This window comes from Halobaculum sp. CBA1158 (assembly GCF_021431925.1).
Lineage (GTDB): Archaea > Halobacteriota > Halobacteria > Halobacteriales > Haloferacaceae > Halobaculum.
The window spans coordinates 1091816-1118517 of sequence record NZ_CP090371.1; the positions used below are offsets into that span (position 1 = coordinate 1091816).

Sequence of the window (26702 nt, forward strand, 5' to 3'; positions counted from 1 at the left end):
CCGGGGGTGTCGGGGACGCCGGGGACACGGCCGGCGATCAGTCGTCGGGTGACGGCTCGCCCCCTGGGTCGCCGTCGCGGGCGCGGTCTCGCGTCGCGTCGCCGCCGGCGTCAGGCGGCGACGGCGGCGTCGATTGCGACCTCACCTCCTCGGGCTGCGGCCGCCGGATGCGTCCCGAGACGACGAGGTAGTCCCGGACGAACACAGCCAGCGACGGCGCGACGACGACGGCAGCGAGCGCGGCGACGGCCCCCGGCGGGAGTACGGGCGCGAGCGCGACGGCGATGAACGCCATCTGGAGCCCCGCGAGGGGTCGGCGAACCCGGCTGTCGGGCAGATCGAACACGGAGCGGTCGCGCCGGCGACGACGCCACCGACCCAGTTTGAACAGGTACCGGGCCGCCGACAGCGCGAGGTACCAGACGGGGATACGACCCCACGCGACGCCCACCAACGGCGCGACGAGGAACCCCAGCGTGTCGAACCCCATGTCCAGTTTCTCGCCCAGCGGCGTCACCCGACCCGGGCCGCGGGCGACCGCGCCGTCGAGCAGGTCCAGCGCGGCCCCAGCGCCGTACAGCGCGGCCGGGGCCCACGCCCACGCGCCGGGCAGGGGCCCCGTGAGGAGGAACCCCGCGACGCCTGCGAACAGCCACCCGCGGACGAGCGTCACCGCGTTGGCGACGCCCAGCCCCCCCGCGAGGCTCCCCGCACCCGACGGTTCCCCGGGCGAGCGGTTCGGCCGTCGCCGTCGAAGCAGGAACGCGCACTCCCACCCGAACACGACCGTCGCGGGGGCCGCCCACGCCAGCGCGACCCCGGCCCCGACGCCGACGAGGAGCGCGGCCGCGCCCCCCGCGAGCGCGCTCGCGGACCCGGCGAGCACGGCGAGCGCGACCGGGCCCGGACGGACGAGCGACCGAGCGACAGCGAGCGCGTCGCCGTCGTCGATGTCGCTACCGCAGTCGATGTCGCTACCGCAGTCGGCATCGCCGCCGTCGTCGCCGTCGACTCCCGCGTCGGTCATCGCTCGAACTCCGGGTCCGCGAGCCCGTCCAGGCGGGCCCGCCGGGCGTCGGTCAGTTCGACCCGCGCGGCCGCGAGGTTCTCGACGACGTGCTCGCGGTCTGTGCTCGCGGGGATCGGGACGACGCCGTCGGCGACGTTCCACGCCAGCACGGCCGCCGCGGGAGAGACGCCGGCCTCGTCGGCGACCTCGCTGACGACCGGGTCGTCGAGCAGCCCCGGTGCGGACAACGGTGAGTGGGCAATCACCCGGATTCCCCGCTCGTGACACCACGAGACGAGGTCCTCGCGCGGCGTGTACGGGTGGCGCTCCACCTGGACGACCGCGGGGGCGATCCCCGTCTCCGCGACGAGTTCGGCCAGCCGGTCGCGGCCGACGTTGCAGATGCCGATCGTCCGCGTCAGGCCCTCCTCGCGGAGGGCGGCGAGGTCGCGCCACGTGTCAGCGAGGTCGCGGTCGGCCGTCGCGCGCTCGCCGTCGTCGTCGGTCGGGAAGGTCAGCGCCTCTCGTTCATCGATCGGCCGCTCCGCGAGCCGCCGGAGGGGCTCGGTGTACGCCCACGCGTCGGGCCAATGCAGGGCGTAGCAGTCGAAGGAGTCGATCCCCAGCTCCGACAGCGACCCCTCGCAGGCCTCCCTGATGCGGCCGTGGTTCGTGTTCCACGCCTTCCCGAGCACAAACAGCCCCTCGCGGTCCGGCGTGCCGGGCGACGCGAGCAGGTCGCCGATCCGCGACTCGTTGCCGTACAGCTCCGCCGAGTCGAGCAGGCGATAGCCCGCGTCGAGTGCGGTCGCGATCGAGTCGATCCGGTCGACGTACTCGTCGCCGCGATACCGGGAACAGCCGAGGCCGACCGGCGGGAGGCGAACCGCGGCCGAGCGCGAGCGCGCGCCGCCGAGACGGCCCTCTGCGCCCGCCAGCGGACGCACCGGCGGCGGGCCGCGATCGGAGCGACGGAGCGACGCGGTCGCGACGCCGTCGCCGCCGCGGTCGGCGTCGCCACCGGCGTCGGTGGCGGGGCCGGCGTCGGCCCCGCCGCCGACGCCGGCCACCGGACGACCGGTCCCATCCGGGTCCGTCGCCTCGGCTTCGATCGCCGCACAGACGGCGACGACGTGGGCGGCCCGTCGGGCCGAATCGCGGGGGCGGTCCCCGCGGGCGAGCGCCCGGGCGAGCCGGTCGGGGCCGTCGAGGTGCGAGCGTTCGCGTCGCGGGCGCGGGTGCGGCGCGGACACGGACTCGCGGTCGCCGCCGCGGACCCGGACGGCGTCGCGGTCGGCGGCCATCGCGCCCGCGTCGTCGAGATAGAGGGTTCCGTCGTCGCCGTGGAGCTCCAGCGAGTAGAACTCCCGGCTCCGGTGGTCCGCGTAGAGGCTCGCCCGCAGGGAGACGACCGGCCCCGTGCCCGCGTCCGCCCCGGGCGCGTCCCCGCCGGCACCAGCGCCGGCGAACTCGACGGTCGCCTCGACGTGCGGCGGGGCGTCCGGGGTCGCGCCCTCGCGTTCGGGCCACGCGCCGACGGCGTCGGCCGCGCGGACCCGTTCGACGGGACCGAACCAGTCGACGAGCACCGAGAGGGGGTACACCGCGCCGTCGAACAGCGGCCCGACGGAGAGGAACGAGTCCGGGCGGTCGTGCCACTCGGTGACGCGGCCGACGTGAGCGGTCGCGTACGCCAGTCGCACGTCGCCGAGGCGACCGTCGTCGAGGAGGGTTCGCGCGTGGCGCTGGGCGTCGCACTCGGGCGCGATGGGGGCACAGCCGAGCGCCAGGTCGCGGTCGCGGGCGAGGTCGAGAAGACCGGCCGCCTCCGCGGGATCCAGCGCCAGCGGCTTCTCCGAGAACACGTGGCGGTCGGCGCTGAGGCAGGCCCGGGTCACCGCCGCGTGCGCCGCGTGGCCGGTGAGGTTGACGACGAGCGGGGCGTCCTCCGCTGCGAGCATGGCGTCGAGGTCGGCGTAGATCGCGGGGCCGCCGGAATCCGTCGCGGCGTCTCCGACCTCGGCGGCCAGCGACGCCGCCCGACCGCGCTCGAGGTCACAGACCGCCGACGGCGACAGCGACGACTCGGGAAGCCCGGCGGCGTACTTCCGGGCGACTGCACCCGCACCGACGAACAGACAGTCCACGATCCGTCAACGGCCCCCACGACCAAATAATTGGAGGCCGGATCGCCGCGCCGTCGGTCGAACGCCGCGGGAGACGGAGAACGGCAGGCTTTTTCGCTCGCCGTCGGAAGTCGGCGGTAGCCTATGAGCTACGACATCGCCGACCGCCCCGAGGAGGGCGAGGTCATCACCCTCGCCGACGAGGAGACGGGCGAACTCGACGTCCCCGCGAACCCGATAATCCCGATCATCCACGGCGACGGCATCGGCACCGACGTGGGCCCCGCGGCCCAGAAGGTGCTCGACGCCGCCGCCGAGGCCACGGGCCGCTCCATCGCCTGGATGCGCGTATACGCCGGCGAGTCCGCCCGCGAGAAGTACGACGAGAACCTCCCCGACGAGACCGTCGAGGCGTTCCGCGAGTTCCGCGTCGGCATCAAGGGCCCGCTGACGACCCCCGTCGGGTCCGGCTTCCGCTCGCTCAACGTCGCGCTGCGCAAGACGCTCGACCTGTACGCGAACGTCCGACCGACCTATCACCTCGACGGCGTTCCGTCGCCCGTGAAGAACCCCGAGGAGATGGACATGATCACGTTCCGGGAGAACACCGAGGACGTGTACGCCGGCATCGAGTGGGAGGCCGGCACCGACGAGGTCGAGGAGGTCCGCGAGTTCGTCGAGGAGGACATGGGCTTCGACTCGACCATCCACGACGGCCCCGTCGGCATCGGCATCAAGCCCATCACCGAGTTCGGCTCCAAGCGCCTCATCCGCGAGGCCATCGACTACGCGGTCGCCAACGGCCGCGACTCGGTCACGCTCGTCCACAAGGGGAACATCATGAAGTTCACCGAGGCCGCCTTCCGCGACTGGGGCTACGAGGTCGCCGAGGAGGAGTACGGCGAGGACGTTATCACCGAGGACGAGCTGTGGGACGAGCACGACGGCGAGCAGCCCGAGGGCACGGTCGTGGTCAACGACCGCATCGCCGACAACATGCTCCAGCAGCTCCTCACGCGGACCGACCAGTACGACGTCATCGCGACGATGAACCTCAACGGTGACTACATGTCCGACGCCGCCGGCGCGCAGATCGGCGGCCTCGGCATCGCCCCCGGCGTCAACTACGGCGAGGGCAAGGCGCTGGCCGAGCCGGTCCACGGCTCCGCGCCCAAGTACGCCGGGCAGGACAAGGTCAACCCCACCGCGATGATCCTCTCGGGCCGCGAGATGCTCGATTACCTCGGCTGGAGCGACGCCGCGGACCTCGTCCGCGACGCCGTCGAGCAGCAGATCAGCGAGGGTCGCGTCACCTACGACCTCGAGCGCCAGCGCGAGGGCGCGACGAAACTCGCCACCTCCGAGTTCGCCGAGGAGGTCGTCGAGCGCATCCACGACCTCGCGTAAGCGGTCGTCGACGCGGCGGCTTCGGTCGCCGCACCCGCTCTCGAATTTCCAGTTTCTTCACTCGCCGCGAAACGCCGACAGCCGGGCGTCGCGGTCATCAGCGCGCCGCGATCACCAGCGCGTCGCGACCATCAGCGTGCCGCCGTCGGACGCTCCGGGCGAGGTGGCGGCGTTCGTTCCGCTCACAGGAGGTCGTCGACCAGCCGCCGCATCGTTGCGAGGTCGTACTGCCCCGGTGCGGTCGCGTCGGCGGGGTCGACGGGCGCGTAGCCGATCAGCGAGCCGTACACCGGCGCGACTGCCCGGGTGTGGCTCCCCGCCTCGCCCATCGCCATCGTCGCCACCCGGTCGCCGCGGTTGGTCGCGCGGTGGGTCGCCGACAGCAACGCCAGCGCGTCCTCCCGAGTGCGGGCGGTGACGGCCAGCTTCCCCACGTCGCCGGCGGCGGCTGCCGCGCGCAGGAGCCCGTCAAGCGCCGCCGGCGCGGGCGTGCCGTCGAAGTCGTGGACGGACGCGACGACCGCGGCGTCGGCGGCGCGAGCGCGCTCGACCAACTCGGTCGGAGTCACCTCGTTGGTGCCCGTCGGTCGCCCGCGGAGGGTCGCAAGCTCCACGTCGACGGCGGCGACCGCGTCGTGATCGACGGCCTCGGCGAGGGCGTCCAGCCGGCCGTACGGCGCGGTGTCGCCGCCCTCCCAGCGCGGGCGATTCGTCACGAGCAGCGGAAGCTCGCCGTCGTAGGCCGAAAGCGCCGCGAGCGGCTCGTCGGCCAGGTCCATCCGGAACTCCAGGCAGTCGGCGTGTTCGCGGGCCGCCGGCTCCTCGGCGAGGTCGGCGGTCGCGGCCGCGAGCGAGAACGAGCCAAAGATCATAGCCCGCATTCCGACTTCCTGCGTTAAAATCTCTCGGAGGTGGTTCTCAGAATTTGTTTTCAAGTGGCCTGTCACGAGATCGCATCCGTCGGCTCACTGCCCGCACGAATCGACAACGTATTCACCATCGGCTGCCGGGAGATCTTCAGCTTCGAACAGGGAGCCGATGTGGTATCTCCGCTCCGTGTCATCGTTCATGGAGAACGTCGGGGGGAGTCTGGCTCGAACTTCGAGGCGACCGACCGGGAACGTGAGAGCGTTGCAGGCGATGTCTCAATAAATACCCATCGGAGAGCCACCTACTACCAAATATAAAATGAAGTGTTTGGGTTAATACCCAAAATAAGAAATCAATCCGAGCTGGGATCGCCCGACGCTACCAGTTCGGTGGTCGTACCCTCATCGTCCTGCCACACGTGAAGCAATCGATAGAATCGAACCGGTTCCGTGAACTCTAATTCCACACGATAGGAAATTTCAGCCTGTTCACACTGTGCACACTCCTCTCCGCTCGGGGTTGTACTGACTTCGAGAATAACATATCCTTCCCTGCCACGAGTCGTGAACGGGCGGACGGTTAGGTTGTCACAGCTCTTCTCGGCGGGAACGGTACCCTCGATACGTGCTCGTGTTTGTCCATCGTTCCATCGAGTGAAGGCTTCACTCACACTCTCTCGGTTCCGCTGTGTACACCCACGTGGTAGGATGGAAACGCTCTGGTCTGAAACCTCGACGTACTTATCGTCGGATTCCGTCGGGGAGAGTCTGCCACAGCCAGCAACCAGCGATGCCAGCGCGCACCCAGCGGAAGTAAGAAGGGTTCGACGGTGGGTCATGGAGAGAAGATACGCTCGATAGATCGATAAATTTGCCTATCTAAGACAGCAGCAAACCACATTCGTCGCGATCATGATACCGCGTTCGACACGGAGCGAGAACGATCTGTTGTGAGACTCGCCACTATCTCGTGAGTGTTCGCGTGTCACCACTACCGTTCGACCTACAGCGCCATGCGAAACGCCGATCCCGACGGTAGTGACCGTACCACTCTGCCCGGCACTGACCACGTCGTTTTTGTCTATCGATCAGCGATTCGACAGCGCTACCGATAGCCAATTCTCGTCCCGTCGTACTCCACAACCGCGAAGACGGGCACGGCGCCGGAACTACGCGACGAGGCCGTCCTCGGCCTCCAGCAGCTCGTGATAGCGGTTGCGGATGGTGACCTCGGAGATGTCGGCGACCTCCGAGACCGCCGCCTGCGTCGTCTTCTCGTTGGTGAGCAGCGCGGCGGCGTAGACGGCCGCGGCGGCGAGGCCGACGGGCGATTTGCCCGAGTGGACGCCCTTGTCCTTGGCGTTGCGCAGAAGCTGTTTCGCGCGCATCTCCGACTCCTCCGAGAGTTCAAGCGAGGAGGCGAACCGCGGGACGTACTGCTCGGGGTCGGCGGGCTTGACCTCGAGCTTCAGTTCACGGACGACGTAGCGGTACGTGCGCGCGACCTCGTCCTTCTCGACGCGCGATACGTCGCTGATCTCGTCGAGGCTGCGCGGGACGCCGGCCATCCGGGCGGCGGCGTACACGCAGGCGGTGGAGACGCCCTCGATGGAGCGGCCCGGCAGGAGGTCCTCGTCGAGCGCACGGCGGTAGATGACGGAGGCGGTCTCGCGGACGTTGTCCGGGAGCCCCAGCGCCGACGCCATGCGGTCGATCTCGCCGAGGGCCTGCTTGAGGTTGCGCTCCTTGGAGTCGCGGGTGCGGAAGCGCTCGTTCCACTTGCGCAGGCGGCGCATCTTCTGGCGCTGGCGCGCGCCCAGCGAGCGCCCGTAGGCGTCCTGGTCGCGCCAGTCGATGTTGGTCGACAGCCCCTTGTCGTGCATCGTGTTCGTGGTCGGGGCACCGACGCGGGACTTCTGGTCCTTCTCGGCGGCGTCGAAGGCGCGCCACTCGGGACCGCGGTCGACGGAGTCCTCCTCGATGACGAGGCCGCACTCCTCGCAGACGGTCTCGCCGTGTTCCTCGTCCTGGATGACGTTACCGGAGCACTCCGGACAGGCCAACTCGTCGCCGGACTGCCGTTCCTCTTCGGATTCGGATTCGTGTTCGTGTGCTGTTCGTCGTTCGCGCCCGGCGGGTCGGCGTCGGGTGTTGGTGTTCTCGCTCATTGCGTCTGAGGGGGCGTGAGCCCGAAACGGGATACAAAAAACCCCGGGTGACTCTGTGCTCAAAGGAAGTCCGATCAGTATATAAATCAAACGGTACGCGAGTGCGGTATGCCCCGCCGTACCGTGATCCGCAGATCGCCGGACGGGAGGCTTTTGTGTGGCGGGTTCTCACGGCCGATCGATGATGACCGACCGCGTCGTCTCGCTCGCGCCCAGCGCCACCGCGACGCTCTCTGCGCTCGGGGCCGGCGACGCGCTGGTCGGGGTGACTCACGCCTGCTCGGTGCCGTCGGGTGCCGACGATCCGACGGTCGTCGGGGGCTGGCCGAACCCCGACCTCGACGCGGTCGCGGGACTCGAGCCCGACGCCGTGTTGACCTGCGACGCGCTCCAGCGCGAGACCGTCGCGGCGTGTCGCGAGCGCGGCCTCCCCGTGACGCACGCGGAACCGACGCGGCTGGTCGACGTGTTCGCGTACGTCGAGTCGGTCGGCGCGGCCGTCGGCCGGTCGGCGGCCGGCGACGACCTGGCGGAGTCGTGTCGCGAGCGCGTCGACCGGGTGCGCCGCGCGGTGCCGGACGACCCCGAGGAGCGCCCGGTCGTCTACGCCGAGGAGTGGGGGGACCCCCCGATGGCCGCGGGCAACTGGGTGCCCGACGCGGTCGCGGCCGCGGGCGGTCGCTACCCGTTCGTCGACGCCGGCGATCGCTCGAGCGCGGTCGACGGGTCGACCGTCGAGCGCGCGGACCCGGACCACGCTGTCGTCCACTGGTGTGGCGACGGTGCGGTCGCGTCGCCGTCGGTGTTCGCCGACCGCGACTGGGACGTCGACGCCGCCGTCCACGTCGTCGACGACTCCCTGTTGAATCAGCCGAGTCCGCGACTGATCGACGGGATCGAGCGGCTCGCGGGGATCCTCCACGGGGTCGAGGTCGCGGCGGAGAAGTGAGACTCGTCGTCGGCTCGCGGACGCGATCGAGTGACGGCGGGAGACCTCGGGGGCGCGGGAAGCGAGAAACGGGAGGCGAGAAACGGGAAACGAGAATCGACGTTACAGGCTCAGCGAGTAGAGTCGCTTTCGCGCGTCGGTGAAGGAGAACCGGGAGTCGACGGCGTCGTGCTCCTCCAGACGCGACAGCGCGTAGCGGACGGTCCGCGGCGGGAGCAGCGTCTCCTCGGCGAGTTCGCTCTGACTGAGGGTGCCCTCGTACTCCAGCACCTTCGCGACTAGCTTCGCGCTCGGCGGGAGGTCGCGAACGCGTTCCCACCGGTCGGTCTGTGCGTCTCCCTCGCGAACGGCCTCAGCGTCGGATGCGCTCATCGTGTCTCCCACATTGGAATGCCGCTGGTTAATACTTACTATATTTTCGATTACTCACGAGCATCTAATCGACACGATCCTCACCCCGACCCGAAGTCTCTTGGTAGTGACCGCCCTAGCGTGGGCGATGACCGACACCGTTGACGACGTCGATCTTCCCTACGAGGAGGAGACGTCGCAGCAGGAGAAGATCGAGGCACTCCAGGAGCGCCTCGAGGTTCTCGAGTCCCAGAACGAGGAGATGCGCGACAAGCTCCTGGACGCGAACGCGGAGAACAACAAGTACCAACAGAAGCTCGAGCGGCTTACCCACGAGAACAAGAAGCTCAAGCAGTCGCCGCTGTTCGTCGCGACGGTCCAGGAACTGACCGACGACGGCGTCGTGATCAAACAGCACGGCAACAATCAGGAGGCGCTGACCGAGGTCACCGACTCGATGCGCGAGGACCTCGACCCCGACGACCGCGTCGCGGTCAACAACTCCCTGTCCGTCGTGAAGAAGCTGGAGAAGGAGACGGACGTGCGCGCCCGAGTCATGCAGGTCGAGCACTCGCCGGACGTGACCTACGAAGACATCGGCGGGCTCGACGAGCAGATGAACGAGGTGCGCGAGACCGTCGAGATGCCGATGAAGAACCCCGACATGTTCACCGACGTCGGCATCCAGCCGCCGAGCGGCGTCCTGCTGCACGGGCCGCCCGGGACGGGCAAGACGATGCTCGCGAAGGCCGTCGCCAACGAGACCGACGCCACCTTCATCAAGATGGCCGGCTCCGAGCTCGTCCACAAGTTCATCGGCGAGGGCGCGAAGCTCGTGCGCGACCTGTTCGAGGTCGCCCGCGAGAACGAGCCCGCCGTCATCTTCATCGACGAGATCGACGCCATCGCCTCCAAGCGGACCGACTCGAAGACCTCCGGCGACGCGGAGGTCCAGCGCACGATGATGCAGCTGCTCTCGGAGATGGACGGCTTCGACGAGCGCGGGGAGATCCGCATCATCGCGGCGACGAACCGCTTCGACATGCTCGACCCCGCGATCTTGCGCCCCGGTCGCTTCGACCGCCTCATCGAGGTGCCCAAGCCGGAGGCCGAGGGTCGGGAGCTGATCTTCCGCATCCACACGCGCGACATGAACGTCGCCGACGACGTGGACTTCGCGGCCCTGGCCGAACTCACCGATGGAGCCTCCGGCGCGGACGTGAAGGCCGTCTGCACCGAGGCCGGGATGTTCGCCATCCGCGAGGACCGCACCGAGATCCGGATGACGGACTTCGAGAATGCCTGGGAGAAGGCCTCCCGGGAGGAGGGAAGCGACGCCGACGACTCGCTCGCGTTCGCCTGATCCGACGACTCGCTCCCACCGTTTCTCCCTCCTCGGTTTTTTCACCACGTTCCCGCCCCTCAGCGACGCCCAACGAGCGGCTTTTGTGCCGCGGCGGCACAGGGGAGGACATGACGCTGGAGGCCGCCGTCGCCGCCCCGTTTCGCGGCGCTGGCACCGACCGGATGGGCGAGGGCGAGTTCGTCGTCGCGCTCTCGCTGGACCGCGACTGGTTCTCGCCCGACCAGGCCAAGCGGCTCGTCGACATCGCGACCGGGCGCGGGCTGCTCGCGGAGGCCGACGGCGACCTCGTCGCGCAGTTCGACCCCGCCGAGGTGACGGTGCCGCCGGACTTCCGACCCGACGAGTCGGTCCTCGCCGAGCAGTCCACGTTCGAGAAGGCCGTCGACGCGCTCGTCGCCGCCGGCGTCGAGAAGCGCGAGGCGGTCGCCGCCGCCAACGAGCGCCAGCGGGAGGCGGGCGTGACCCTCGAGACCGCGGCGGTGCTCGTCGCGCGCGAGCGCGGCGTCGCCGTCGAGGCGGTCGCCGACGAAGCCCGGGAGGAGTTGGTCGCCGAGGGCGAGGGGATCGCCGACGACGCTCGCCCGGCGGCCGGGGAGCACGCGGAGGGGGAGTGATGGTCGAGGAACGGACCACCGACGGCGTCCGGATCGCGCAGCTGCTCGCCTCGGAGCTGGTGGGCGACCGCGACCGACTCGCGGCCGTGACCGTCACCGACGCCGACCCCGACGTCGAGCCGACGCCCGACGGCGCGCCGGCCTACCGCGTCCGCGTCGCCGACGAGGGATCACGAGCAGACGACGGTATCGCCGACCGCGACCGCGACAGCGACCGCGATAGCGACGGCGACAGCGACCCCGAACGCGGGTCGACGCTCGCCGAGGTCGCCGTCCAGCCGGACCGCGCCCGCGTCGAGTTCCGGATCGCGCCCGCCGCGGCCGCCGAGGCGGCGGAGGCGGCCGGGCTCCGCGTCCGCCCGAAGGCGGTCACGCCGCCGCGGACGCTGGTCTTCCTGGCGGACGGCGCGTCCGTCAAGCGCGTCCTCCCGGCGTTCGAGGCGGTTGTGCGCGAGCGCGAGGCGTAGTGGCTCTCGAGGCGAGGACCGACCGGACGTTCGGGCGCGCCGACTGCCTCACAGCGAGTCGACGATCCCGGGGAGGTCGTCGGCGAGGTGGTCGCGGCGGACGCTCGCGTCGGCCTCGGGCGCGGGGTCGTCGTCGGGGCCGAGGACGTGGACCGCGGACAGCCCCGCCTCCGAGGCCCCGCGCACGTCCTCGACCGGGTGGTCGCCGACGAAGACCGCCTCGTCGGGAGCGACATCGAGCGCCGACAGCAGCGCCTCGAACGCTCGTTCGTCGGGCTTGCCCGCCGGGAGGTCGCCGGAGATGCGGACGGCGTCGAACTCCTCCCACCAGCCGAGGCGGTCGAGTTTGACCGACTGGGCGCGCACGGGGCCGTTGGTGAGCAGGCCGACGCGGTAGCGCTCGCGCAACTCCGCGACCAGCCCTCTCGCGCCGGCGACGGGTACGAGCGCCCCGGTGACGCCCTCGCGGTAGGCTGCGGCCACGTCGGCGGGGTCGGCGTCGACGTCGTGGGGGTCGAGGAGGTCGTCGAACACGGGGAGCCTGCTGTCTGCGGTGCGGTGGCGGGCGTGGGCCGCGAGGTACGCTTCGCGGTCGACGGTGCCGACGAGTTCCCCGGCCCCGCCCGCCTCGAGGGCGTCCGCGAGCAGTCGCGCTCGCGTTCGCTCCGGGACCGCGAGCGTGTCGTCGAGATCGAACCCCACGGCGCGTATCACGGTCGTCGCGAGGGGGCGAGTCGATAAGAAGTCGGCGACCGAGGAACGGGGGCTCGGCGGCGACCGCGCTGGAGACGACCTAGCGCACCAACCGACGACCACGCCGGCGACGACCCGACGGACCGACCGACGACCGCACCGGCGACGACCCGACGGACCGACCGACGACCGCACCGGCGACGACCCGACGGACCGACCGACGACCGCACCGGCGACGACCCGACGGACCGACCGACGACCGCACCGCTTTTGCGCCGCCGGCGCGGGCGTTGTGGCGTGACGCTGGACCCCGTACACGTCGACACCATCGCGTACCTCGCCTCGGCCATCGCCGACGGGGTCGACGACGCCGACCACGACGACCTCGCGGGCACGGCGTGGGACGAGTGGCTCGACCCGCTGCACGCCGACGGCCGGGAGGTGCTGGCGGCGCTCGGCGAGCACGAACTCCGACGGACGCCCGTCGAGGACGCCGCGCTGGCGGATCGACCGTTCGAGACGAGCCACGGCGTCGACTCGGGGACGCTGAACCCCACGTCGTTCAAGAACGGCCTCGTCCTCGACGTGGCGCAGGCGGCGATGGGCACGGAGCCGACGGATCTGGACCTCCACCGCGGGCGCTCCATCGTCGTCACCGTCCACGCCAACGACGCGACCGTGGTGTTCCCCGACGTGCCCGACGGCTGGATGTCGTACGACGAGGGCAACTCCGACCGGCGGGTGTTGAAGGTGCCCCGGAGCAGGCGCTTCGCCGACGAGATGGTCCACGAACTGGCGCTGTCGCTGGCGGAGTCACACCACGCGCGCAGGCACCTCGATCACGGCGACGTCGAGGACCTGCTCGTGCTCGACGGCCCGCTGTATCCGAAGCGCCTGCTCAACTGGGCCACTCGCGACCGCGAGCTCCGGGAAGTCGCCCACGGCGAGACGGTCCAGGAGGCCGTCGAGACGTACGTCCGGCTCGTCGAGTCGTGCATCGAGCGCGGGGTTCCCGTTCTCGGATTCGTCAAGAATCCCACCTCGGGGTTCCTCACGCGGACGCTCGACCGCAAGGGGATCGAGTCTCCCTGGCCCGACGACGCCGCGCTGTTCACGCGCCTGCTGGAGCGCCGCGCCGCCGGCCCCGACGACAGGGGCGGTCCCGGCGACCGCGACGACGACTCGATCACGTTCACCTCGTGGCTCCGCTCGCGCGGCGGCTCGGACGCGCCGCTGGCCAGCGACGGCGACGCCCTCGGCGTCGAGCGACGGCTCGACCCCGCGGGCTACGAGGTGACGTACATGCACGTGTACGAGCCCCGCGAGGACGTGCTGTTCAAGGTGGAGGCACCGGCGGCGTTCACGGAGGACCCCGAGACGCGCGACCGACTCACCCGACAGGTGATCTCGGAGGTCGCCGCCGAGGCCGGCCCGCCGACGCCGGTGGCGAAAGCCGACGAACTCGCGCGGATCGGCGTCGGCGAGAAGGAGGCGCTCCGGCGGAAGTTCGAGGAGCGCTTCGGCGCGGAACACCTGCGGACGTACGACGACGTTCGGTGGCAGGAGACGGAGTGAACGGCGTGCGTTCGGCGACTCTCGTGGATTAATGGCTCTCGCGAGTCGGTGGTTCCCGCCGGTCTGTCGCTCCCGCTGGTCGGTCGCTCCCGCCGGTCGGTTGCCCGGCGATTCGACCGCTCTTGCGGCGCAGGGAGCTACGGCTCTTCCTTCTCGACTTCGATTTCGACCTCGGACTCGGGGACGCCGACGCGGGCGAACTGCGTGCGGACGTGCTCCTCGGCGGCGGCGACGGCCTGGTCTCGGGTGTCGAACCCCCGCGGCGCGGGCGACTCGAACGCGACGCGGATCGACTCCCCGTCGATCGTCAGCTCCGATCCGCCGGACTCGACCTCGTAGAACGAATCACACACCCAGACGTACGGCGCGTCCTCGTCGGGAGCGCCCTTGAACGACGGCGCGCGCTCGCCGCGCTCGAAGATCGTGCCGGTGAGGGCCGTGCCGCCCGCGCGTCCGCGAACGAGTAACACAACCGACGCGTAACGGTCGCGGTCGGATAAGGGGTCGCATCGGGGGACGGACACGGTTTTGACCTCCCGGCGAGAGGGCCAAAGTATGACCGACGCGGGAGACTCCGACCTCGGCGACTTCGAGGACCCCGGAGCGTTCGACGCGGGCGGCGGCGACCGCGACGACGGCCGTGGGGACGACCCGGCGACGACGGCCGCGGGGTCGTCGACCGACGACGATGCCGGGGCACCGACCGACGCGACGGATCCGACTGATCCAACGGACGCGACCAGTTCGTCGAACGGGGAGCGTGGGGACGGATCGGCCGCCGAGCAGGACGGCGACTCGGCCGCCGAGTCCGGCTTCGAGCAGTTCGCCATGGCGGCCGCAGAGGCGGGAACGGCCGACGCGCTCGGAACCGTCACCGTGGCCGAGGGGCTGCGCGTCGCGGAGGACGACGAGGAGACGGGGGTGACCGTCTCGATCACGGTGGACAACCGGGAGGACGTGCGGATCGGGACGTACCTGATCGTGCCGTACCCGGACGGCGAACAGCTGTTCTGCCGGATCACCGCCCTGGAGTACGCACAGGAGTTCCCCGCCGACGACGCCAGCGAACTGACCGCACGCCGGCGGATGCGGACCGGGTCGGGCGGGTTCACCGAGGCCGACTACAAGTACCTCGCCGAGCTGTCGCCCCAGGCCGTGCTCTTTTCGGACGACGGAGAGCTCAGCCGACGGATGGTCGACCGCGTTCCGAAGCCCGGCGCGCTCGTCCGGCAGGCCGACGACGCCGACCAGATCAAGACGGGGCTCGCCATCCCCGAGGAGGGCGTGTTCCTCGGCCACCTCTCCGTCGGGGGCGAGACGGTGCGGACGGCGGCCGAACCGCCCACGGTCGACTACCGACTGTCGGACGACTACGTCGACGGCGACCCCCTGGTGTTCCGGCACACCCTCGTCGCCGGCGGTACCGGGTCGGGCAAGACCCACGCGACCAAGAACGTCCTCCGGCAGTACCTCGGGCGCACCTACGAGACGGACGACGGCCGCGACGCCCGGGCGGCGGTCGTGGTGTTCGACCCGCAGGACGAGTACGCCCAGATGCACGACGACAACGACGCCGTGGGCGACGAGTGGACCCGCCGTCTGGACCGCGAGGGGATCCAACACGGCGGACACGACGACACCGTCGCGCTGGTGCCGAAGGAGGCGGGTGTGAGCTATCCCGGTCGGGGCCACCGCGCCGAGCAGGTTGAGTTCACGGTCCCCTTCTCCATCATCGACGACTACGACATGCCGTGGCTCGTCGCCGGCGCGTCGCTCAACGAGAACCAGTACCCCGCGTTGACGACGCTGCTGAACCGTTTCTTCCGCAACTACGACGACGGCACCTACCGGCAGTTCCTCTCGTTCCTGGACGACCCGTCGCTCAAGGAGGAACTCCACGAGTCCGGTCGGGTCCACGAGGCCACCTTCGACGCCGTGAAGCGTCGCGTCCGCGGGGTGCCCTCGGGGGTGTTCGATCAGGACGCCAAGCCGATCACCGAGTTGGACACGACCCTCGTGCGACCGGGCGGGCTGACGGTCGTGCCGACGTACCACCTGTCGACCTCCCGGGCCAAGGAGATGTTCGTGCTCGCGGTGTCGGCGCTGCTCGTCGACGACAAGCTGTCGAACTCGCCCGAGAGCACTCGGATCGACGAGACGCCGCTGGTCCTCGGGATGGACGAGGCACACAACTTCCTCTCGGGCGCGGACAACGTTCAGGCGCGCCAGGTCGTCACGAAGTTCACCGAGGCGGCCAAGCAGGGTCGCAAGGAGCGCCTCGGCCTGTTCCTCGTCACCCAGGACCCACAGGACATCGCCGACCCGGTGTTCAAGCAGGTGAACACGCGACTCGTGCTCAACCTCGGCGACGAGGAGGCGATATCCGCCGTGAACATTCCCCCGTCGCTGGCGAGGAAGGTGCCGTACATGGAGAAGGGACGGATGGTGGTGTACTCGCCGGACAACTCCGAGCCGGTCGAGGTGACGGGGCTGCCGGTGTGCGTGACCCGCCACGGCGAGTAGCGGCCGGCGAACGGCGGACGCGACGACGCCCCCGACGGTCCGCCAGGTCGCGACCCGAGGCCTGATTTTTTATTGTGTCACGGAGTACCACCCGACCATGACCGACCGGATCCTCGTCGGGATCGACGACTCCGAGCGCGCGACCGAGGCGCTGTCGTTCGCGATCGACGAGTGGCCAGACGCCGAGTTCCTGCTGGTCACGGTCATCGATCCGTCCGACGCGGGGTTCGCGGCCACCGCCGGGGTTCCCAGCGGCGCGGAGGAGTGGTACGAGCGCGCGACCGCCGACGCGGAGGCGAGGCTGTCGGAGGTCGCCGAGTCGGTCCCCGAGACCGCGACCGTCGACACCGCGACGACGGTGGGCAAGCCCGCCGCCGGCCTCGTCGAGTCCGCCGACGAGGAGGACGTCGACCACATCGTCGTGGGCAGCCACGGCCGGACCGGTATCTCCCGCGTCGTCCTCGGCAGCGTCGCCGAGGCGGTCGTCCGCAACTCCCCCGTGCCGGTGACGGTCGTCAGGTGAGCCGAACGACCGGGGACCGGCCGAACTTCTCACGTTCGATAGCCGGAGGCGAGGGTTTAGGGGACGACGGCGCACCGCGTCGTGCATGGGAGCGCGGAGGAGCGTCATCATCGGAGCGGTCGTACTGTTCGTCGCGGCCCTGCTCGTCGGGCCGGCCGTGGGGGCGGCCGGCGCGCAGTCGGGGTCGTGTGAGGCCGACGGGGCCGCACAGCTCTGTCTGACCGAGGCGAGTCTGGGGAGCGACGAGTTGACGGCGGGCGAGTCGACGACGCTGACGGCGACCGTCGAGAACGTCGGCGACGAGCGCGCGACCGCGGTCGTCGTGCTCAACGTCGCCGGGCCGGACAACGAGACCGACTCGCTTGAGATCCGACGGGAGTCGATCCCGCCTGGCGAGACGCTGACGGTCACGAAGACGGTCGACGCGTCGACGCCCGGGACTCACGCGATGCAGGTGCTCGTGTACAACGACGACCTCGCACACCGGTACGACGCCTCCGAACCGTGGACGGTCGAGGTGAACGAGCAAGGGCTCGGTGGCGGTATCGACACCCCAGAGTACGCCCTGGCGGCGCTGATCGGTTCGCTCGCGGTACTCGGGGGGCTGGTCTACAGACAGCGCTGACCGTGTCGCCGCGCCGCTGGGCGACGACGAGCACTAGGCCGAGGAAACCGGTGACGACGGTGGAACGAGACGAACCGCGGGCCGGTCAGAAGATGTTCGCCTGGCGGTACACGGACAGGCCCTCGTTGGTGATCTCGTAGGGCTTCGTCTCGCGGGAGTGGTTGGCGTCGCGGATCTTCTGGATCTCGACGGCGAGGCGCGTCTCGCGGAAGTCGGAGGGGCGGACGTACTGGAGGACGAACACGGCGTCGGTGAGGTACTCGACGATTCCGTGCCGGGAGGCGTAGGCGTTCTCCTCGCTGGCCTCGCTCGTCAGCATCGTCGTCACGCCGGCGTCCTTCAGCGAGCGGGCGAAGTCGAACACCTCCGAGCGACGCTTGCTCGGGCGGTCGTACATCATCTCCAGCAGCGAGACGGAGTCGAGCACCAGTCGATCCGCGCCGAACTCCGTGACGAGTCGGGAGATGTCGTCGCGAATGGAGTCCAGCGAGTTCGCCATCTCGATCGGATCCATCGCGACGACCGCGAGGCGGCCCTCCTCGTCGTAGCGGCGGAACTCCCATCCCTTCTCCTCGGCCGTCGAGAGGATCGCCTCACTAGACTGCTCGAGGGTGAGGTACACACCGCTGCCGCCGTCGACGAGCGTCTCGTTGAGGAACTGGAGGCCGAACGTCGTCTTGCCGGTGCCGGCCCCCCCGATGACCGTCATCAGCGACCGCTCGGGGACGCCGCCGAGGATCATCTCGTCGAGCCCCTCGATCCCGATGTCGATCCGGTCGATGTCGGAGTCGAACTCCTCCTCGTCGAACGTCTGTTCGCCGCTACCGCCGAATCCGCCCTCGCCGCCGAATCCGCCCTCGCCGCCGCCGAACCCCTCACCTCCATCGCCGCCGCCGAACCCGCCGAACTCGTCCCCGCCACTCGGTCCGCCACCTGCCCCCGGACCGCCACCTGCCCTCGGACCGCCCCCGCCAGGGTCGCCGGGTGCGTCCCGCATCGCCGCGCCGAAGTCGTCACCGAACGGGTCGTCTTCGCCTCCACCACCGAAGGGATCGCCCCCGTCGTCGCCATCGTCGTCGTCGCCGAAGGGATCGTCCTCGTCACCGTCGCCGAAGGGATCGCCCTCGTCGCCGTCGCCGAAGGGATCGCCCTCCGATCCGATCGTCTCCGACGATCCAGCGTCGTCGGACCGGTCGTCTCCCTCCTCGCCGCTGAGACCGCCGAATCCGCCCTCCGGGGAGTCACTTCCCTCCTCGGAGGCGTCGCCCGTTCCTGCGTCGTCCGAGGCGCTCGTCGCCTCGCCGTCGCTACTGTCGTCGGGCGTTTCCTCGTCCCTCGCATCCCCGCCCTCCGTCTCCTCCCGGAGTGCGCGCTCGAACCAGTCTTGGTCCTCCCCGTCGCTCATCGGCCGCACACCTCCGTGGCGTCGGGCGTCCGGGGTTCGCCGCGCCCGCCTCCGGCGCGTCCGACTGGCTGACCGGTCGGAGGCGTCGGTCGGTCGCTCATCGTCACACCGGAGAGGGTCCGTCAGCATGAATGTTCCCCAGGCGGCCGTCGCGGGGCGGTTCGATCGGGGGCGGAAGGGTTCGATCGGGGGCGGAAGATCGGAGGCGACAGAAGATCGGAGGCGGCAAGCGACCGAAGTCGACGAGGGGTCGGATGGCTTTTTGCCGGGGGCGGGCGACGGGCGGGTATGGACGTGGGTATCGTCGCCCAGCGAGGGAACGGTCGCGCGGCGTACCTCGCGGGGGCGCTACGCGAGCGACTCCGCGAGGCCGACGTGACCGTCTCGATCGACGAGGCGACGGCCGAGGCCCTCGACGAGTCGGGGGTTCCCCCCGACGAGATGGACGCCGTCGACCTGGTCGTCTCCATCGGCGGCGACGGCACCTTCCTGTTCGCCGCCCGCGGCGCGGGCGGGGTCCCGATCCTCGGCGTCAACCTCGGCGAGGTCGGCTTTCTCAACGCCGTCCCGCCGGAGGAGGCCGTCGACGCCGTCCTCGCGGAGGTGGAGGCGTTCCGCGAGGGCCGGATGCAGGTGCGCGAGTCCCCGCGGCTCGCGGCCGCCTGCGAGGGCTGGCGCTCGGAGCCGGCGGCCAACGAGATCGTCGTGCAGGGTCGCCGGCGCGGTCGCGGCGGCGGCGTCGGCTACGAACTCCGCGTGGACGGTTCGCTGTACTCCAGCGGCCACGCCGACGGCGTGCTCGTGTCGACGCCGACGGGGTCGACCGCGTACAACCTCTCGGAGGACGGCCCGCTCGTCCACCCGGACGTGGACGGGCTCGTGATCAACGAGATGTGCGCCGACGAGGGGATGCCGCCGCTGGTCGTCGCGCCCGACGCGACCGTGAGCGTCACCCTCACCGACGCCGAGGAGGGCGTCGTCATCACCGACGGCCGCGGACAGCGGTCCGTCGACGTCCCGGCCGAGGTGACGGTGTCGACGACCGAGCCGCCGGTCAGGCTCGCCGGCCCCGCGGCCGACTTCTTCGAGGCGCTCGGAAAGCTGGAGTAGCTCGGGGTGCCCGGGCCCGGGTCGCGCGGCTCGCGGGCGATTCAGGCGTCGCGCAGGTCGTCGAGCGCCCGCGACCGGATCGCCGCGGCGGCGACCTCGTCTGCGCGCTTCACCACGACCGCTTCCGGCGTCGCAGGCTCGACCGTCGTCCGATCGGTGTGGGAGAGTACGACGTGTGACAGGGCGACCGGCAGCTCCGCCGCCTCACAGACGTGAACGCCGACGTAGGGATGGCCGAGCAGGTCGTAGTACTCGGTGGCGACCGAGTCGCCAGGTCGGACCGCGGGTCCCTCGCTCTCGCAGTCGGCGTCTGATCCCTCCGCACTCCTCGTTGACCCGGCGTCGCCGCCCTGGTCGGGTGCGAACTCGTACAGTTTACTGACGTCGTGGACGAGCGCGCCCGCGACGACGAGGTCGCGGTCGAGTCCGAGACCGGGGCGGCGATCGGTCAGGGCGTCCGCCAGCGCGGTCGCCAGCGCCGTCACGTCGTTGACGTGTGTGACGTTCGTCTCATCGGGGAGCCCGAGGCGTGCCTGTTCGTCCGGGAGCCACGGGACCGCCGCGAGGTCGGTCCAGTCGGTCTCCGCGAGCGCTAACGCGTAGGCGTCGCGGACGCCGTCGCGGAGGTCGTCGTCGCCGATCTCGGCGTACGCGGGGAACACCTCGGCGAGGTCGTCGGGGAGGTGGTCGGCCGTCGGTCGGGATGTACCGTCGTCGGTCACGGACGGCGGTTCGCGCACGAGCGTGAAAAGCGGGTCGCAGACCGAGTTCTCGCCGGTCGTCGCCACTCAGTCGGCCGTCGCCACTCAGTCGGCCGTCGCCACTCAGTCGGCCGTCGCCACTCAGTCGGCCGTCGCCACTCAGTCGGCCGTCGCCACTCAGTCGGCCGTCGCCGCTCAGTCGGCCGTCGCCGCTCAGTCGGTCGTCTCCGCTCAGTCGCCGCCCCAGTTCTCCGCGTGGCGGGGGCGCTCTGAGACGGCGAGCACGTCGAGGTCCTCGCCGGCCGCGCGTGAGGCCAGCGCCTCCAGCGACGCCTCGACCGACTCGGTCGTCGAGAGGTACGCGACCTCCTCGGTGACGGCCGCGCGCAGCGCGTCAACCTCGTCGCTGACGAGCAGGTCTATCTCGCCGCGGCGCAGCGCCTCCTCAACGTCTGCGACGGCCCCGATCTCGTAGTACTCCTCGATGCCCGCGCGGAGGTGTTCGTACTCCTCGGTGCCCCGCAGCGGGAGGCTGTCGCCGACCGTCTCGAGGACGGCCGTGCCGCCGTCGGGGAGCCGCTGTCCCGCGGCGTCGAGCGCCTTCCCGTAGGCGACGCCGAAGTCGCTCGCCGTGCCCATCACCTCGCCCGTCGACTTCATCTCGGGGCCGAGGCGGGGGTCGGAGTTGGGGAGGCGGTCGAACGGCAGGACGACCTCCTTGACCGAGAAGTGCTCGGGGACGGCCTCCTCGACGCCGATGTCGGCCAGGCGCTCGCCGGCCATGACGCGGGCGGCGAGCTTGGCGATCGGGACGCCCGTCGCCTTCGAGACGAACGGGACCGTCCGCGAGGAGCGCGGGTTCGCCTCCAGCACGTACACCTCGCCGTCGCGGACGGCCAGTTGAACGTTCATGAGTCCGACGGTGTCGAGCGCGTCGGCGATCTCCTCGGTCACCTCGCGCACGCGGGTCATCGTCTCCTCGTCCAGCGAGCGCGGCGGGATGACGCACGCCGAGTCGCCGGAGTGGACGCCCGCGGCCTCGACGTGCTCCATCACGCCGCCGATGAGCACGTCCTCGCCGTCGGAGACGGCGTCCACGTCGAGCTCGACCGCGTCGTCGAGGAACTCGTCGACGAGGATCGGCTTGTCCGGCGAGACGCGCACCGCCTCCTCGATGTACTCCTTCAGCTCCGCGTCGTCGTCGACGACGCGCATCGCACGCCCGCCAAGCACGTAGCTCGGGCGGACCAGCACGGGGTAGCCGAGTTCGCGCGCGAGTTCCAGCGCCTCCTCCTCGCTGGTGGCGCTGCCGCCCTCGGGCTGGGCGATGCCGCGCTCGTCCATGAGGCGGTTGAAGCGGTCGCGGTCCTCCGCGAGGTCCATCGCCTCGACGGAGGTGCCCATGATGTCGCAGTCGACGCCGCGGCGCTCGAGTTCGTCGCGCAGCGGCTCGCCGATGTCGACCGAGGTCTGCCCGCCGAACTGGATCATCACGCCGTCCGCGCCGGTCGCCTCGATCACGTCGGCGACCTCCTCGGCCGTGATCGGCTCGAAGAACAGCCCGTCGGAGGTGTCGTAGTCGGTGGAGACGGTCTCGGGGTTGTTGTTCACCACGTGCGCCTCGATGCCCTGCTCGCGCAGCGCGCGCACAGCGTGGACCGAGCAGTAGTCGAACTCGACGCCCTGTCCGATGCGGATCGGACCGCCGCCGACGACGACGACGCTCTCGGCGTCACGGTCGACGCGCAGTTCGCCCGCGGCGGCGTCGCCCTCGTAGGGTCCGGAGAACCACTCGGGCTTGCGCGAGGAGTAGTAGTACGGCGTCGACGCCTCGAACTCGCCGGCGCAGGTGTCGACCTGCTTGTACGTCCGGCCGGGGACGTTCGCCTCGACCTCGCCGACCCCAGCGCGGGCCGCGGAGACCGGGATCCCGTCGTCCGTGGTCTCGATGCCGGCGGCACCGGCGGCGGCCGCCTCCGTCGCCCCCGCGGTGCGCCACGCGCCGCGGGTCTCCGGAAGCCACGTGAGACTGGAGTCTTCGAAGACGTTGCCCGCGAGCGCGCTGATCTCCGCGTTCGTGAAGCCCGCGGTCGCCGCCTCGGTGAACTCGCCGTCGACGACCTCCTTGCTCGCCTCGACGATCCGGTGGAAGCGCTCGACGTACCACTCGTAGATGCCGGTCGCCTCGACGACCTCCTCGACCGAGAACCCGCGCTCGAACGCCTCGAACATCGCGTACGGCCGGTCGGGGCTCGGGCGTTCGAGGTACTGCTCGGTCAGTTCGTCGTCCTCCAGGTCGCCGAAGTCGACGGCGGGGTCGTACTCGGAGCTCCGGAGCGCCTTCAGGAGGCTCTCCTCGAAGGTGCGCCCGATCGCCATCGCCTCGCCGGTCGACTTCATCGCCGTCGAGAGCGTGAAGTCGGTCTCCTCGAACTTGTCGATGGGCCAGCGCGGCACCTTCGTGACGACGTAGTCGATGGCCGGCTCGAAGGCGGCGGTCGTCTCGCCGGTGATCTCGTTGGTGATCTCGTGGAGGCGCTTGCCGAGCGCGACCTTCGCGGTGACGCGGGCGATGGGGTAGCCGGTCGCCTTCGACGCCAGCGCCGAGGAGCGCGACACGCGGGGGTTCACCTCGACGACGCGGTACTCGCCGCCGGGGGTGCCGTCGTCGCGCCACGCGAACTGGATGTTACACCCGCCCTGAATCCCCAGGTCGCGGATCACTTCGAGCGCGGCGTCGCGCATCTCCTGGTGGCCGTCGTCGGGGATGACCTGCGAGGGCGTGACGACGGTCGACTCGCCCGTGTGGATGCCCATCGGGTCGAGGTTCTCCATGTTGCAGATGATGACACAGGAGTTGTCCGCGTCGCGCATCACCTCGTACTCCAGCTCGACCCACCCGGAGATGGACTCGGTGATGAGCACCTCGGAGTTGCGCGAGAGGCGCAGGCCCTTGCGCACGCGGTCGAGCAGCTCCTCCATCTCGTCGACGACGCCCGACCCGCTGCCGCCGAGGGTGTAGGTCGTGCGCGCGATGACCGGGAGGCCGCCGACGGCGTCGACGGCGTCCTCGACGCGCTCGCGCAGGTCCTCCTCGGTCAGCTGTTCGACCGACTCCCCCTCGTCCATCGAGATGGTCGTCGAGGCGGGGACCGGCTGGCCCAGCTCCTCCATGCGCCGGCGGAACAGGTCGCGGTCCTCGGTCGCGTAGATGGTGTCGAGGGGAGTCCCCATGATCTCCACGTCGTGCTCCTCGAGCACGCCCTCCTCGGCCAGCTCGGCGGTGACGTTGAGACCGGTCTGTCCCCCGAGGCCCGCGATGACGCCGTCGGGCTGCTCCTTCGCGATGACCTCCGAGATCGCCTCGGTGGTGATCGGCTCGATGTACACCTTGTCCGCCATCTCCGGGTCCGTCATGATCGTCGCCGGGTTGGAGTTGACGAGGACGACTCGCGCGCCCTCCTCCGCGAGCGCGCGACACGCCTGCGCGCCGGAGTAGTCGAACTCGGCCGCCTGTCCGATCTGGATGGGCCCGCTGCCGATGAGGAGGATAGTACGGTCCTCCCCGTCGGTGTCCTGACTCATTACCGCCATCGAGTGCGCTCATCGTAATAAGGTCGACGGAACACATCGATTTTCGTAGCTGATTTACGAAATTCGTAATGCGGCCGTGTGACACACGTCGCGGTCGCTGTCACGGTTCCGTGCCCGTCCCGGTCGTTCCCGGGTACGACTCCCGCAGCTACGGAACCGACCGGACAGTAGTCGTCCCGAACCGTCGCGAATTACGCGTACACGTCGTCGGCGTCAAGGTCCCGCTCCGCGCGGTACTGCTCGACGAACTCGCTCACGTCGAACTCGAGCATCTGCTCTTCGAACTCCGTCATCGCCGTCGAGTCGTCGGCGTGGCTCACGGCGTGTTCCATCAGTTCGATCACCAACTCGACGATGATCTCGTGGAGCCTGCGGGAGTCGAATCCCGTGACCCACAGCATCGAGTAGCCCATATCGGGGCTCTCGCTTGCATCGACTGCCGTCACGCGCTCGGGGAACTCCTCAAGCACGACGCCCATGAGGTGGGGGGTGCCGAACTCGGGCATCTCCTCGCTGGTCGTCTCGACGGCCCCGCGCAGCGTCGACACGAGGAACTCCGGGAGGAACCGCTCCGGCGGATTCACGTCGGTCACCACCGCGTGACTCGCGCCGCAGGCGCAGTCGTACTCGCGCATCCCCAGGTCGAACACGGACAGCGGCCGCGTCTGCCCGCACGGCAACTCCACGTCGTCGTCCCCGCCGCCGGGGACGCGCGGTTCGCTCATACTCCGGTTTCGATCCGGTCGCGGGTAAAAGGCGCGTTCGCCGGCGACGCCGTCGCCGAGGGGGCTACTCCAGCGTCTCGTGTTCGGGCTCGTCGGCGTCCGGATCCGGTTCGGCGTCGACGGCAGCCTCGTGTTCGGGCTCGTCGTCGACCGATTCGTGTTCCCTGTCCGCGGTCCCGTGGCGTTCGATCTCGGCTTCCACCTCGATCTCCAGCCCCTCGACCTCCAGTTCGGCCTCGAACTCGCGGGCGTCGTCGACCTCGACCTCCAGTTCGTCGCTGTCGACCTCCACTTCCACCTCGATGTCGACGCTGATGTCGTCGGACATGAGTCCTCGTTCGGGCGCAGTCCGCTTCAGGGTTGTTGCCGCGTCGGACCCGTGTCGGCGTCGCGGTCGCCGTCGTGGCCGTCGCGGTCGCCGTCGTCACCCGCTCCGAGACCGATAGCGCGCATCACAAGCGACTTGCCCCGCGGTCGCGGAGTCGCCGGCATGATCGCTATCGTCGGCGGCGGCATCGCGGGATTGGCCGCCGCGCGCCGCCTGCGCGAGCACGGGCGCGAGGTGACTGTGTACGAGGCGGGAGGCCCCGAGGCGCTCGGGGGGCTCGCGCGCACCTACGAGACCGCGGGCGACGACATCGAGCAGTTCTACCACCACCTCTCGAAGTCCGAGGAGACCATCGTCGAACTGGCCGAGGATCTGGGCGTCGGCGACCGACTCGAGTGGCTCGTCGGGAAGAACGCCTACTACGTCGACGGGGTCGTACACCCGCTTGACACGCCGTGGCAGATCCTCGCGTACCCGCACATGAGCGTGTACGACAAGTTCCGTCTCGGGATGCTCACCCTCGAGGTCGACGTGCGCGGCGGGATCCCCTCCTTCGACACGTACGACGACCTCGCGGACTTCGAGGACGTGCCGATCCGGGAGTTCCTCCTCGAACACACCTCCCGCGGCGTGTACGAGAACTTCTTCGAGCCGCTGCTGGACGCGAAGTTCGGGAGCCGTAAGGAGGACGTGAGCGCTGCGTGGCTGCTCGGCCGCGTGAAGTTCCGGGGCGAGCGCGACCTCCTCCGCGGGGAGATCCTCGGCTACTTCGACGGCGGCTTCGCCCCCCTCATCGACGCCCTCGTCGAGGACGTGGGGCGCGAGCACATCGAGACGGACGCCCGCGTCACCGACCTCGCGGTCGCCGGAGACGATCGCCGCGACGGCGACCGCGCCAGCGACTCCGGCGACGATGGCGGCGAAGACGCCGCCGTCTCGGCGATTACTGTCGAACGCGACGGGGAGGAGCGGACCGAGGCCGTCGACGGCGTCGTCGTCGCGACGATGCCGAACGTGCTGGAGGAGCTCACGGGCTACGCCTGCGAGATCGACTTCCAGGGAGCCGTCTGCGCGGTCGCCACGCTGGAGGAGTCGCTGACGGACACCTACTGGCTCAACGTCGCCCACGACGCCCCCTTCGGCGCGCTCATCGAGCACACGAACTTCGTGCCGCCCGAGCGCTACGGCGGCGACCACCTGCTGTACGTCGCGAGCTACGTCCAGTCGCGCGACGAGTGGCTCTGGGACGCGACCGACGACGAGGTGGAGAAGCGATGGCTCGCCCACATCGCCGAGATGTTCCCCCAGTTCGACCGGGATGCGGTCTCGGAGTTCCGGATCGCTCGCGCCCCCCGCGCGGCTCCGATCTACGAACGGGGGTACCTCGACATGGTGGTTCCGTACGACCTGCGCGAAGATGTCGCGGACGGCCTCTACTACGCCGGGATGGCCAGCGAGGCGCAGTACCCCGAGCGGAGCCTGAACGGCGGCGTCGTCGCCGGCTACGAGTGCGCCGACCGGATCCTCGGAGAGTGACTCGACGAGGCGTCGGTCTCGAGTCGTACTCGCGGTTT

General features: G+C 70.3%; 24 protein-coding genes. 11 read left to right on the top strand and 13 right to left on the bottom strand.

The window, feature by feature from the left end:
• Positions 1-37 precede the first annotated feature (37 nt).
• Positions 38-1027 carry a CDP-alcohol phosphatidyltransferase family protein gene (locus Hbl1158_RS05780; protein ID WP_234299107.1) on the bottom strand — a complete coding sequence of 330 codons (990 nt, stop codon included), beginning with the start codon at positions 1025-1027 and terminating at the stop codon, positions 38-40.
• Positions 1024-3156, bottom strand: a complete 2133-nt coding sequence (locus Hbl1158_RS05785; RefSeq protein ID WP_234299108.1) for an aldo/keto reductase — start codon at positions 3154-3156, stop codon at positions 1024-1026. Before Hbl1158_RS05785 ends, Hbl1158_RS05780 begins: the two co-directional genes overlap by 4 nt.
• Positions 3157-3279: 123 nt before the next feature.
• Here Hbl1158_RS05785 and icd point away from each other — a divergent pair, with 123 nt between their 5' ends.
• The gene (gene icd / locus Hbl1158_RS05790) at positions 3280-4542 is read left to right on the top strand and encodes an isocitrate dehydrogenase (NADP(+)) (RefSeq protein ID WP_234299109.1); all 1263 of its coding nucleotides are present in this window, start codon (positions 3280-3282) and stop codon (positions 4540-4542) included.
• A 182-nt stretch (positions 4543-4724) separates the two neighbouring features.
• Here icd and Hbl1158_RS05795 read toward each other — a convergent pair whose 3' ends face one another.
• Complete coding sequence (locus Hbl1158_RS05795; protein ID WP_234299481.1) at positions 4725-5411, bottom strand: type I 3-dehydroquinate dehydratase; 687 nt, start codon at positions 5409-5411, stop codon at positions 4725-4727.
• Positions 5412-6580: 1169 nt separating this feature from the next.
• Positions 6581-7579: a transcription initiation factor IIB gene (locus Hbl1158_RS05800; RefSeq protein WP_234299110.1), complete on the bottom strand. Its 999-nt coding sequence runs from the start codon at positions 7577-7579 to the stop codon at positions 6581-6583.
• Between the two features lie 181 nt (positions 7580-7760).
• Between Hbl1158_RS05800 and Hbl1158_RS05805 the strand changes: the two genes are divergently transcribed.
• Entirely contained in the window at positions 7761-8528 is a 768-nt protein-coding gene (locus Hbl1158_RS05805) for a cobalamin-binding protein (protein ID WP_234299111.1), read from the top strand.
• 102 nt (positions 8529-8630) lie between these two features.
• Here Hbl1158_RS05805 and Hbl1158_RS05810 read toward each other — a convergent pair whose 3' ends face one another.
• Positions 8631-8900, bottom strand: coding sequence for a helix-turn-helix domain-containing protein (locus Hbl1158_RS05810; protein WP_234299112.1), 270 nt, complete (start codon positions 8898-8900; stop codon positions 8631-8633).
• Positions 8901-9027: 127 nt separating this feature from the next.
• Between Hbl1158_RS05810 and Hbl1158_RS05815 the strand changes: the two genes are divergently transcribed.
• The 3 genes from Hbl1158_RS05815 to Hbl1158_RS05825 all read left to right on the top strand — a co-directional run bounded on the left by Hbl1158_RS05815 (position 9028) and on the right by Hbl1158_RS05825 (position 11326).
• Positions 9028-10242 (top strand): proteasome-activating nucleotidase, encoded by a 1215-nt coding sequence (locus Hbl1158_RS05815; RefSeq protein ID WP_234299113.1) that lies wholly within the window; start codon positions 9028-9030, stop codon positions 10240-10242.
• 110 nt (positions 10243-10352) lie between these two features.
• Positions 10353-10859 carry a DUF2240 family protein gene (locus Hbl1158_RS05820; protein WP_234299114.1) on the top strand — a complete coding sequence of 169 codons (507 nt, stop codon included), beginning with the start codon at positions 10353-10355 and terminating at the stop codon, positions 10857-10859.
• A complete protein-coding gene (locus Hbl1158_RS05825) occupies positions 10859-11326 on the top strand; it encodes a hypothetical protein (protein WP_234299115.1) in 468 nt (155 codons plus the stop codon). The genes Hbl1158_RS05820 and Hbl1158_RS05825 overlap by 1 nt, the downstream gene beginning before the upstream one ends.
• 48 nt (positions 11327-11374) lie before the next feature.
• On the opposite strand, the gene Hbl1158_RS05830 is transcribed toward Hbl1158_RS05825, so the two are convergent.
• Complete coding sequence (locus Hbl1158_RS05830) at positions 11375-12040, bottom strand: HAD family hydrolase (protein ID WP_234299116.1); 666 nt, start codon at positions 12038-12040, stop codon at positions 11375-11377.
• Positions 12041-12316: 276 nt separating this feature from the next.
• Between Hbl1158_RS05830 and Hbl1158_RS05835 the strand changes: the two genes are divergently transcribed.
• Entirely contained in the window at positions 12317-13594 is a 1278-nt protein-coding gene (locus Hbl1158_RS05835; protein WP_234299117.1) for a DNA double-strand break repair nuclease NurA, read from the top strand.
• 137 nt (positions 13595-13731) lie between these two features.
• Here Hbl1158_RS05835 and Hbl1158_RS05840 read toward each other — a convergent pair whose 3' ends face one another.
• Entirely contained in the window at positions 13732-14064 is a 333-nt protein-coding gene (locus Hbl1158_RS05840; RefSeq protein ID WP_234299118.1) for a hypothetical protein, read from the bottom strand.
• Between the two features lie 85 nt (positions 14065-14149).
• On the opposite strand from Hbl1158_RS05840, the gene Hbl1158_RS05845 reads away from it, so the two are divergent.
• The 3 genes from Hbl1158_RS05845 (at position 14150) to Hbl1158_RS05855 (ending at position 17265) form a co-directional block, all read left to right on the top strand.
• Positions 14150-16117, top strand: a complete 1968-nt coding sequence (locus Hbl1158_RS05845) for an ATP-binding protein (protein WP_234299119.1) — start codon at positions 14150-14152, stop codon at positions 16115-16117.
• A gap of 97 nt (positions 16118-16214) precedes the next feature.
• On the top strand, positions 16215-16640 hold the full coding sequence (locus Hbl1158_RS05850; RefSeq protein WP_234299120.1) for a universal stress protein: 426 nt from the start codon (positions 16215-16217) through the stop codon (positions 16638-16640).
• An 85-nt stretch (positions 16641-16725) separates the two neighbouring features.
• Complete coding sequence (locus Hbl1158_RS05855) at positions 16726-17265, top strand: CARDB domain-containing protein (RefSeq protein ID WP_234299121.1); 540 nt, start codon at positions 16726-16728, stop codon at positions 17263-17265.
• A gap of 85 nt (positions 17266-17350) precedes the next feature.
• On the opposite strand, the gene Hbl1158_RS05860 is transcribed toward Hbl1158_RS05855, so the two are convergent.
• A complete protein-coding gene (locus tag Hbl1158_RS05860; RefSeq protein ID WP_234299122.1) occupies positions 17351-18670 on the bottom strand; it encodes a KaiC domain-containing protein in 1320 nt (439 codons plus the stop codon).
• Positions 18671-18958: 288 nt separating this feature from the next.
• On the opposite strand from Hbl1158_RS05860, the gene Hbl1158_RS05865 reads away from it, so the two are divergent.
• Positions 18959-19780 carry an NAD(+)/NADH kinase gene (locus Hbl1158_RS05865; protein WP_234299123.1) on the top strand — a complete coding sequence of 274 codons (822 nt, stop codon included), beginning with the start codon at positions 18959-18961 and terminating at the stop codon, positions 19778-19780.
• A gap of 41 nt (positions 19781-19821) precedes the next feature.
• Here Hbl1158_RS05865 and Hbl1158_RS05870 read toward each other — a convergent pair whose 3' ends face one another.
• The 5 genes from Hbl1158_RS05870 to Hbl1158_RS05890 all read right to left on the bottom strand — a co-directional run bounded on the left by Hbl1158_RS05870 (position 19822) and on the right by Hbl1158_RS05890 (position 25292).
• Complete coding sequence (locus Hbl1158_RS05870; RefSeq protein ID WP_234299124.1) at positions 19822-20502, bottom strand: HD domain-containing protein; 681 nt, start codon at positions 20500-20502, stop codon at positions 19822-19824.
• Between the two features lie 210 nt (positions 20503-20712).
• Complete coding sequence (gene carB / locus Hbl1158_RS05875) at positions 20713-24066, bottom strand: carbamoyl-phosphate synthase large subunit (protein WP_234299125.1); 3354 nt, start codon at positions 24064-24066, stop codon at positions 20713-20715.
• 200 nt (positions 24067-24266) lie between these two features.
• Positions 24267-24800, bottom strand: a complete 534-nt coding sequence (locus tag Hbl1158_RS05880) for a DUF5815 family protein (protein WP_234299126.1) — start codon at positions 24798-24800, stop codon at positions 24267-24269.
• Between the two features lie 64 nt (positions 24801-24864).
• Positions 24865-25128 carry a hypothetical protein gene (locus Hbl1158_RS05885; RefSeq protein WP_234299127.1) on the bottom strand — a complete coding sequence of 88 codons (264 nt, stop codon included), beginning with the start codon at positions 25126-25128 and terminating at the stop codon, positions 24865-24867.
• A gap of 26 nt (positions 25129-25154) precedes the next feature.
• The gene (locus tag Hbl1158_RS05890; RefSeq protein ID WP_234299128.1) at positions 25155-25292 is read right to left on the bottom strand and encodes a hypothetical protein; all 138 of its coding nucleotides are present in this window, start codon (positions 25290-25292) and stop codon (positions 25155-25157) included.
• Between Hbl1158_RS05890 and Hbl1158_RS05895 the strand changes: the two genes are divergently transcribed.
• Positions 25291-26664: an NAD(P)/FAD-dependent oxidoreductase gene (locus tag Hbl1158_RS05895; protein ID WP_234299129.1), complete on the top strand. Its 1374-nt coding sequence runs from the start codon at positions 25291-25293 to the stop codon at positions 26662-26664. The genes Hbl1158_RS05890 and Hbl1158_RS05895 overlap by 2 nt on opposite strands.
• Positions 26665-26702: the final 38 nt, after the last annotated feature.

Bases quoted from the DNA above. Each gene is read 5' to 3' on its own strand.
- Hbl1158_RS05780 (WP_234299107.1), bottom strand. From the start codon at position 1,027: ATGACCGACGCGGGAGTCGACGGCGACGACGGCGGCGATGCCGACTGC.
- icd (WP_234299109.1), top strand. From the start codon at position 3,280: ATGAGCTACGACATCGCCGACCGCCCCGAGGAGGGCGAGGTCATCACC.
- Hbl1158_RS05800 (WP_234299110.1), bottom strand. From the start codon at position 7,579: ATGAGCGAGAACACCAACACCCGACGCCGACCCGCCGGGCGCGAACGA.
- Hbl1158_RS05805 (WP_234299111.1), top strand. From the start codon at position 7,761: ATGATGACCGACCGCGTCGTCTCGCTCGCGCCCAGCGCCACCGCGACG.
- Hbl1158_RS05810 (WP_234299112.1), bottom strand. From the start codon at position 8,900: ATGAGCGCATCCGACGCTGAGGCCGTTCGCGAGGGAGACGCACAGACC.
- Hbl1158_RS05815 (WP_234299113.1), top strand. From the start codon at position 9,028: ATGACCGACACCGTTGACGACGTCGATCTTCCCTACGAGGAGGAGACG.
- Hbl1158_RS05820 (WP_234299114.1), top strand. From the start codon at position 10,353: ATGACGCTGGAGGCCGCCGTCGCCGCCCCGTTTCGCGGCGCTGGCACC.
- Hbl1158_RS05825 (WP_234299115.1), top strand. From the start codon at position 10,859: ATGGTCGAGGAACGGACCACCGACGGCGTCCGGATCGCGCAGCTGCTC.
- Hbl1158_RS05845 (WP_234299119.1), top strand. From the start codon at position 14,150: ATGACCGACGCGGGAGACTCCGACCTCGGCGACTTCGAGGACCCCGGA.
- Hbl1158_RS05850 (WP_234299120.1), top strand. From the start codon at position 16,215: ATGACCGACCGGATCCTCGTCGGGATCGACGACTCCGAGCGCGCGACC.
- Hbl1158_RS05855 (WP_234299121.1), top strand. From the start codon at position 16,726: ATGGGAGCGCGGAGGAGCGTCATCATCGGAGCGGTCGTACTGTTCGTC.
- Hbl1158_RS05860 (WP_234299122.1), bottom strand. From the start codon at position 18,670: ATGAGCGACGGGGAGGACCAAGACTGGTTCGAGCGCGCACTCCGGGAG.
- Hbl1158_RS05865 (WP_234299123.1), top strand. From the start codon at position 18,959: ATGGACGTGGGTATCGTCGCCCAGCGAGGGAACGGTCGCGCGGCGTAC.
- carB (WP_234299125.1), bottom strand. From the start codon at position 24,066: ATGAGTCAGGACACCGACGGGGAGGACCGTACTATCCTCCTCATCGGC.
- Hbl1158_RS05880 (WP_234299126.1), bottom strand. From the start codon at position 24,800: ATGAGCGAACCGCGCGTCCCCGGCGGCGGGGACGACGACGTGGAGTTG.
- Hbl1158_RS05885 (WP_234299127.1), bottom strand. From the start codon at position 25,128: ATGTCCGACGACATCAGCGTCGACATCGAGGTGGAAGTGGAGGTCGAC.
- Hbl1158_RS05895 (WP_234299129.1), top strand. From the start codon at position 25,291: ATGATCGCTATCGTCGGCGGCGGCATCGCGGGATTGGCCGCCGCGCGC.
- Hbl1158_RS05890 (WP_234299128.1), bottom strand. From the start codon at position 25,292: ATGCCGGCGACTCCGCGACCGCGGGGCAAGTCGCTTGTGATGCGCGCT.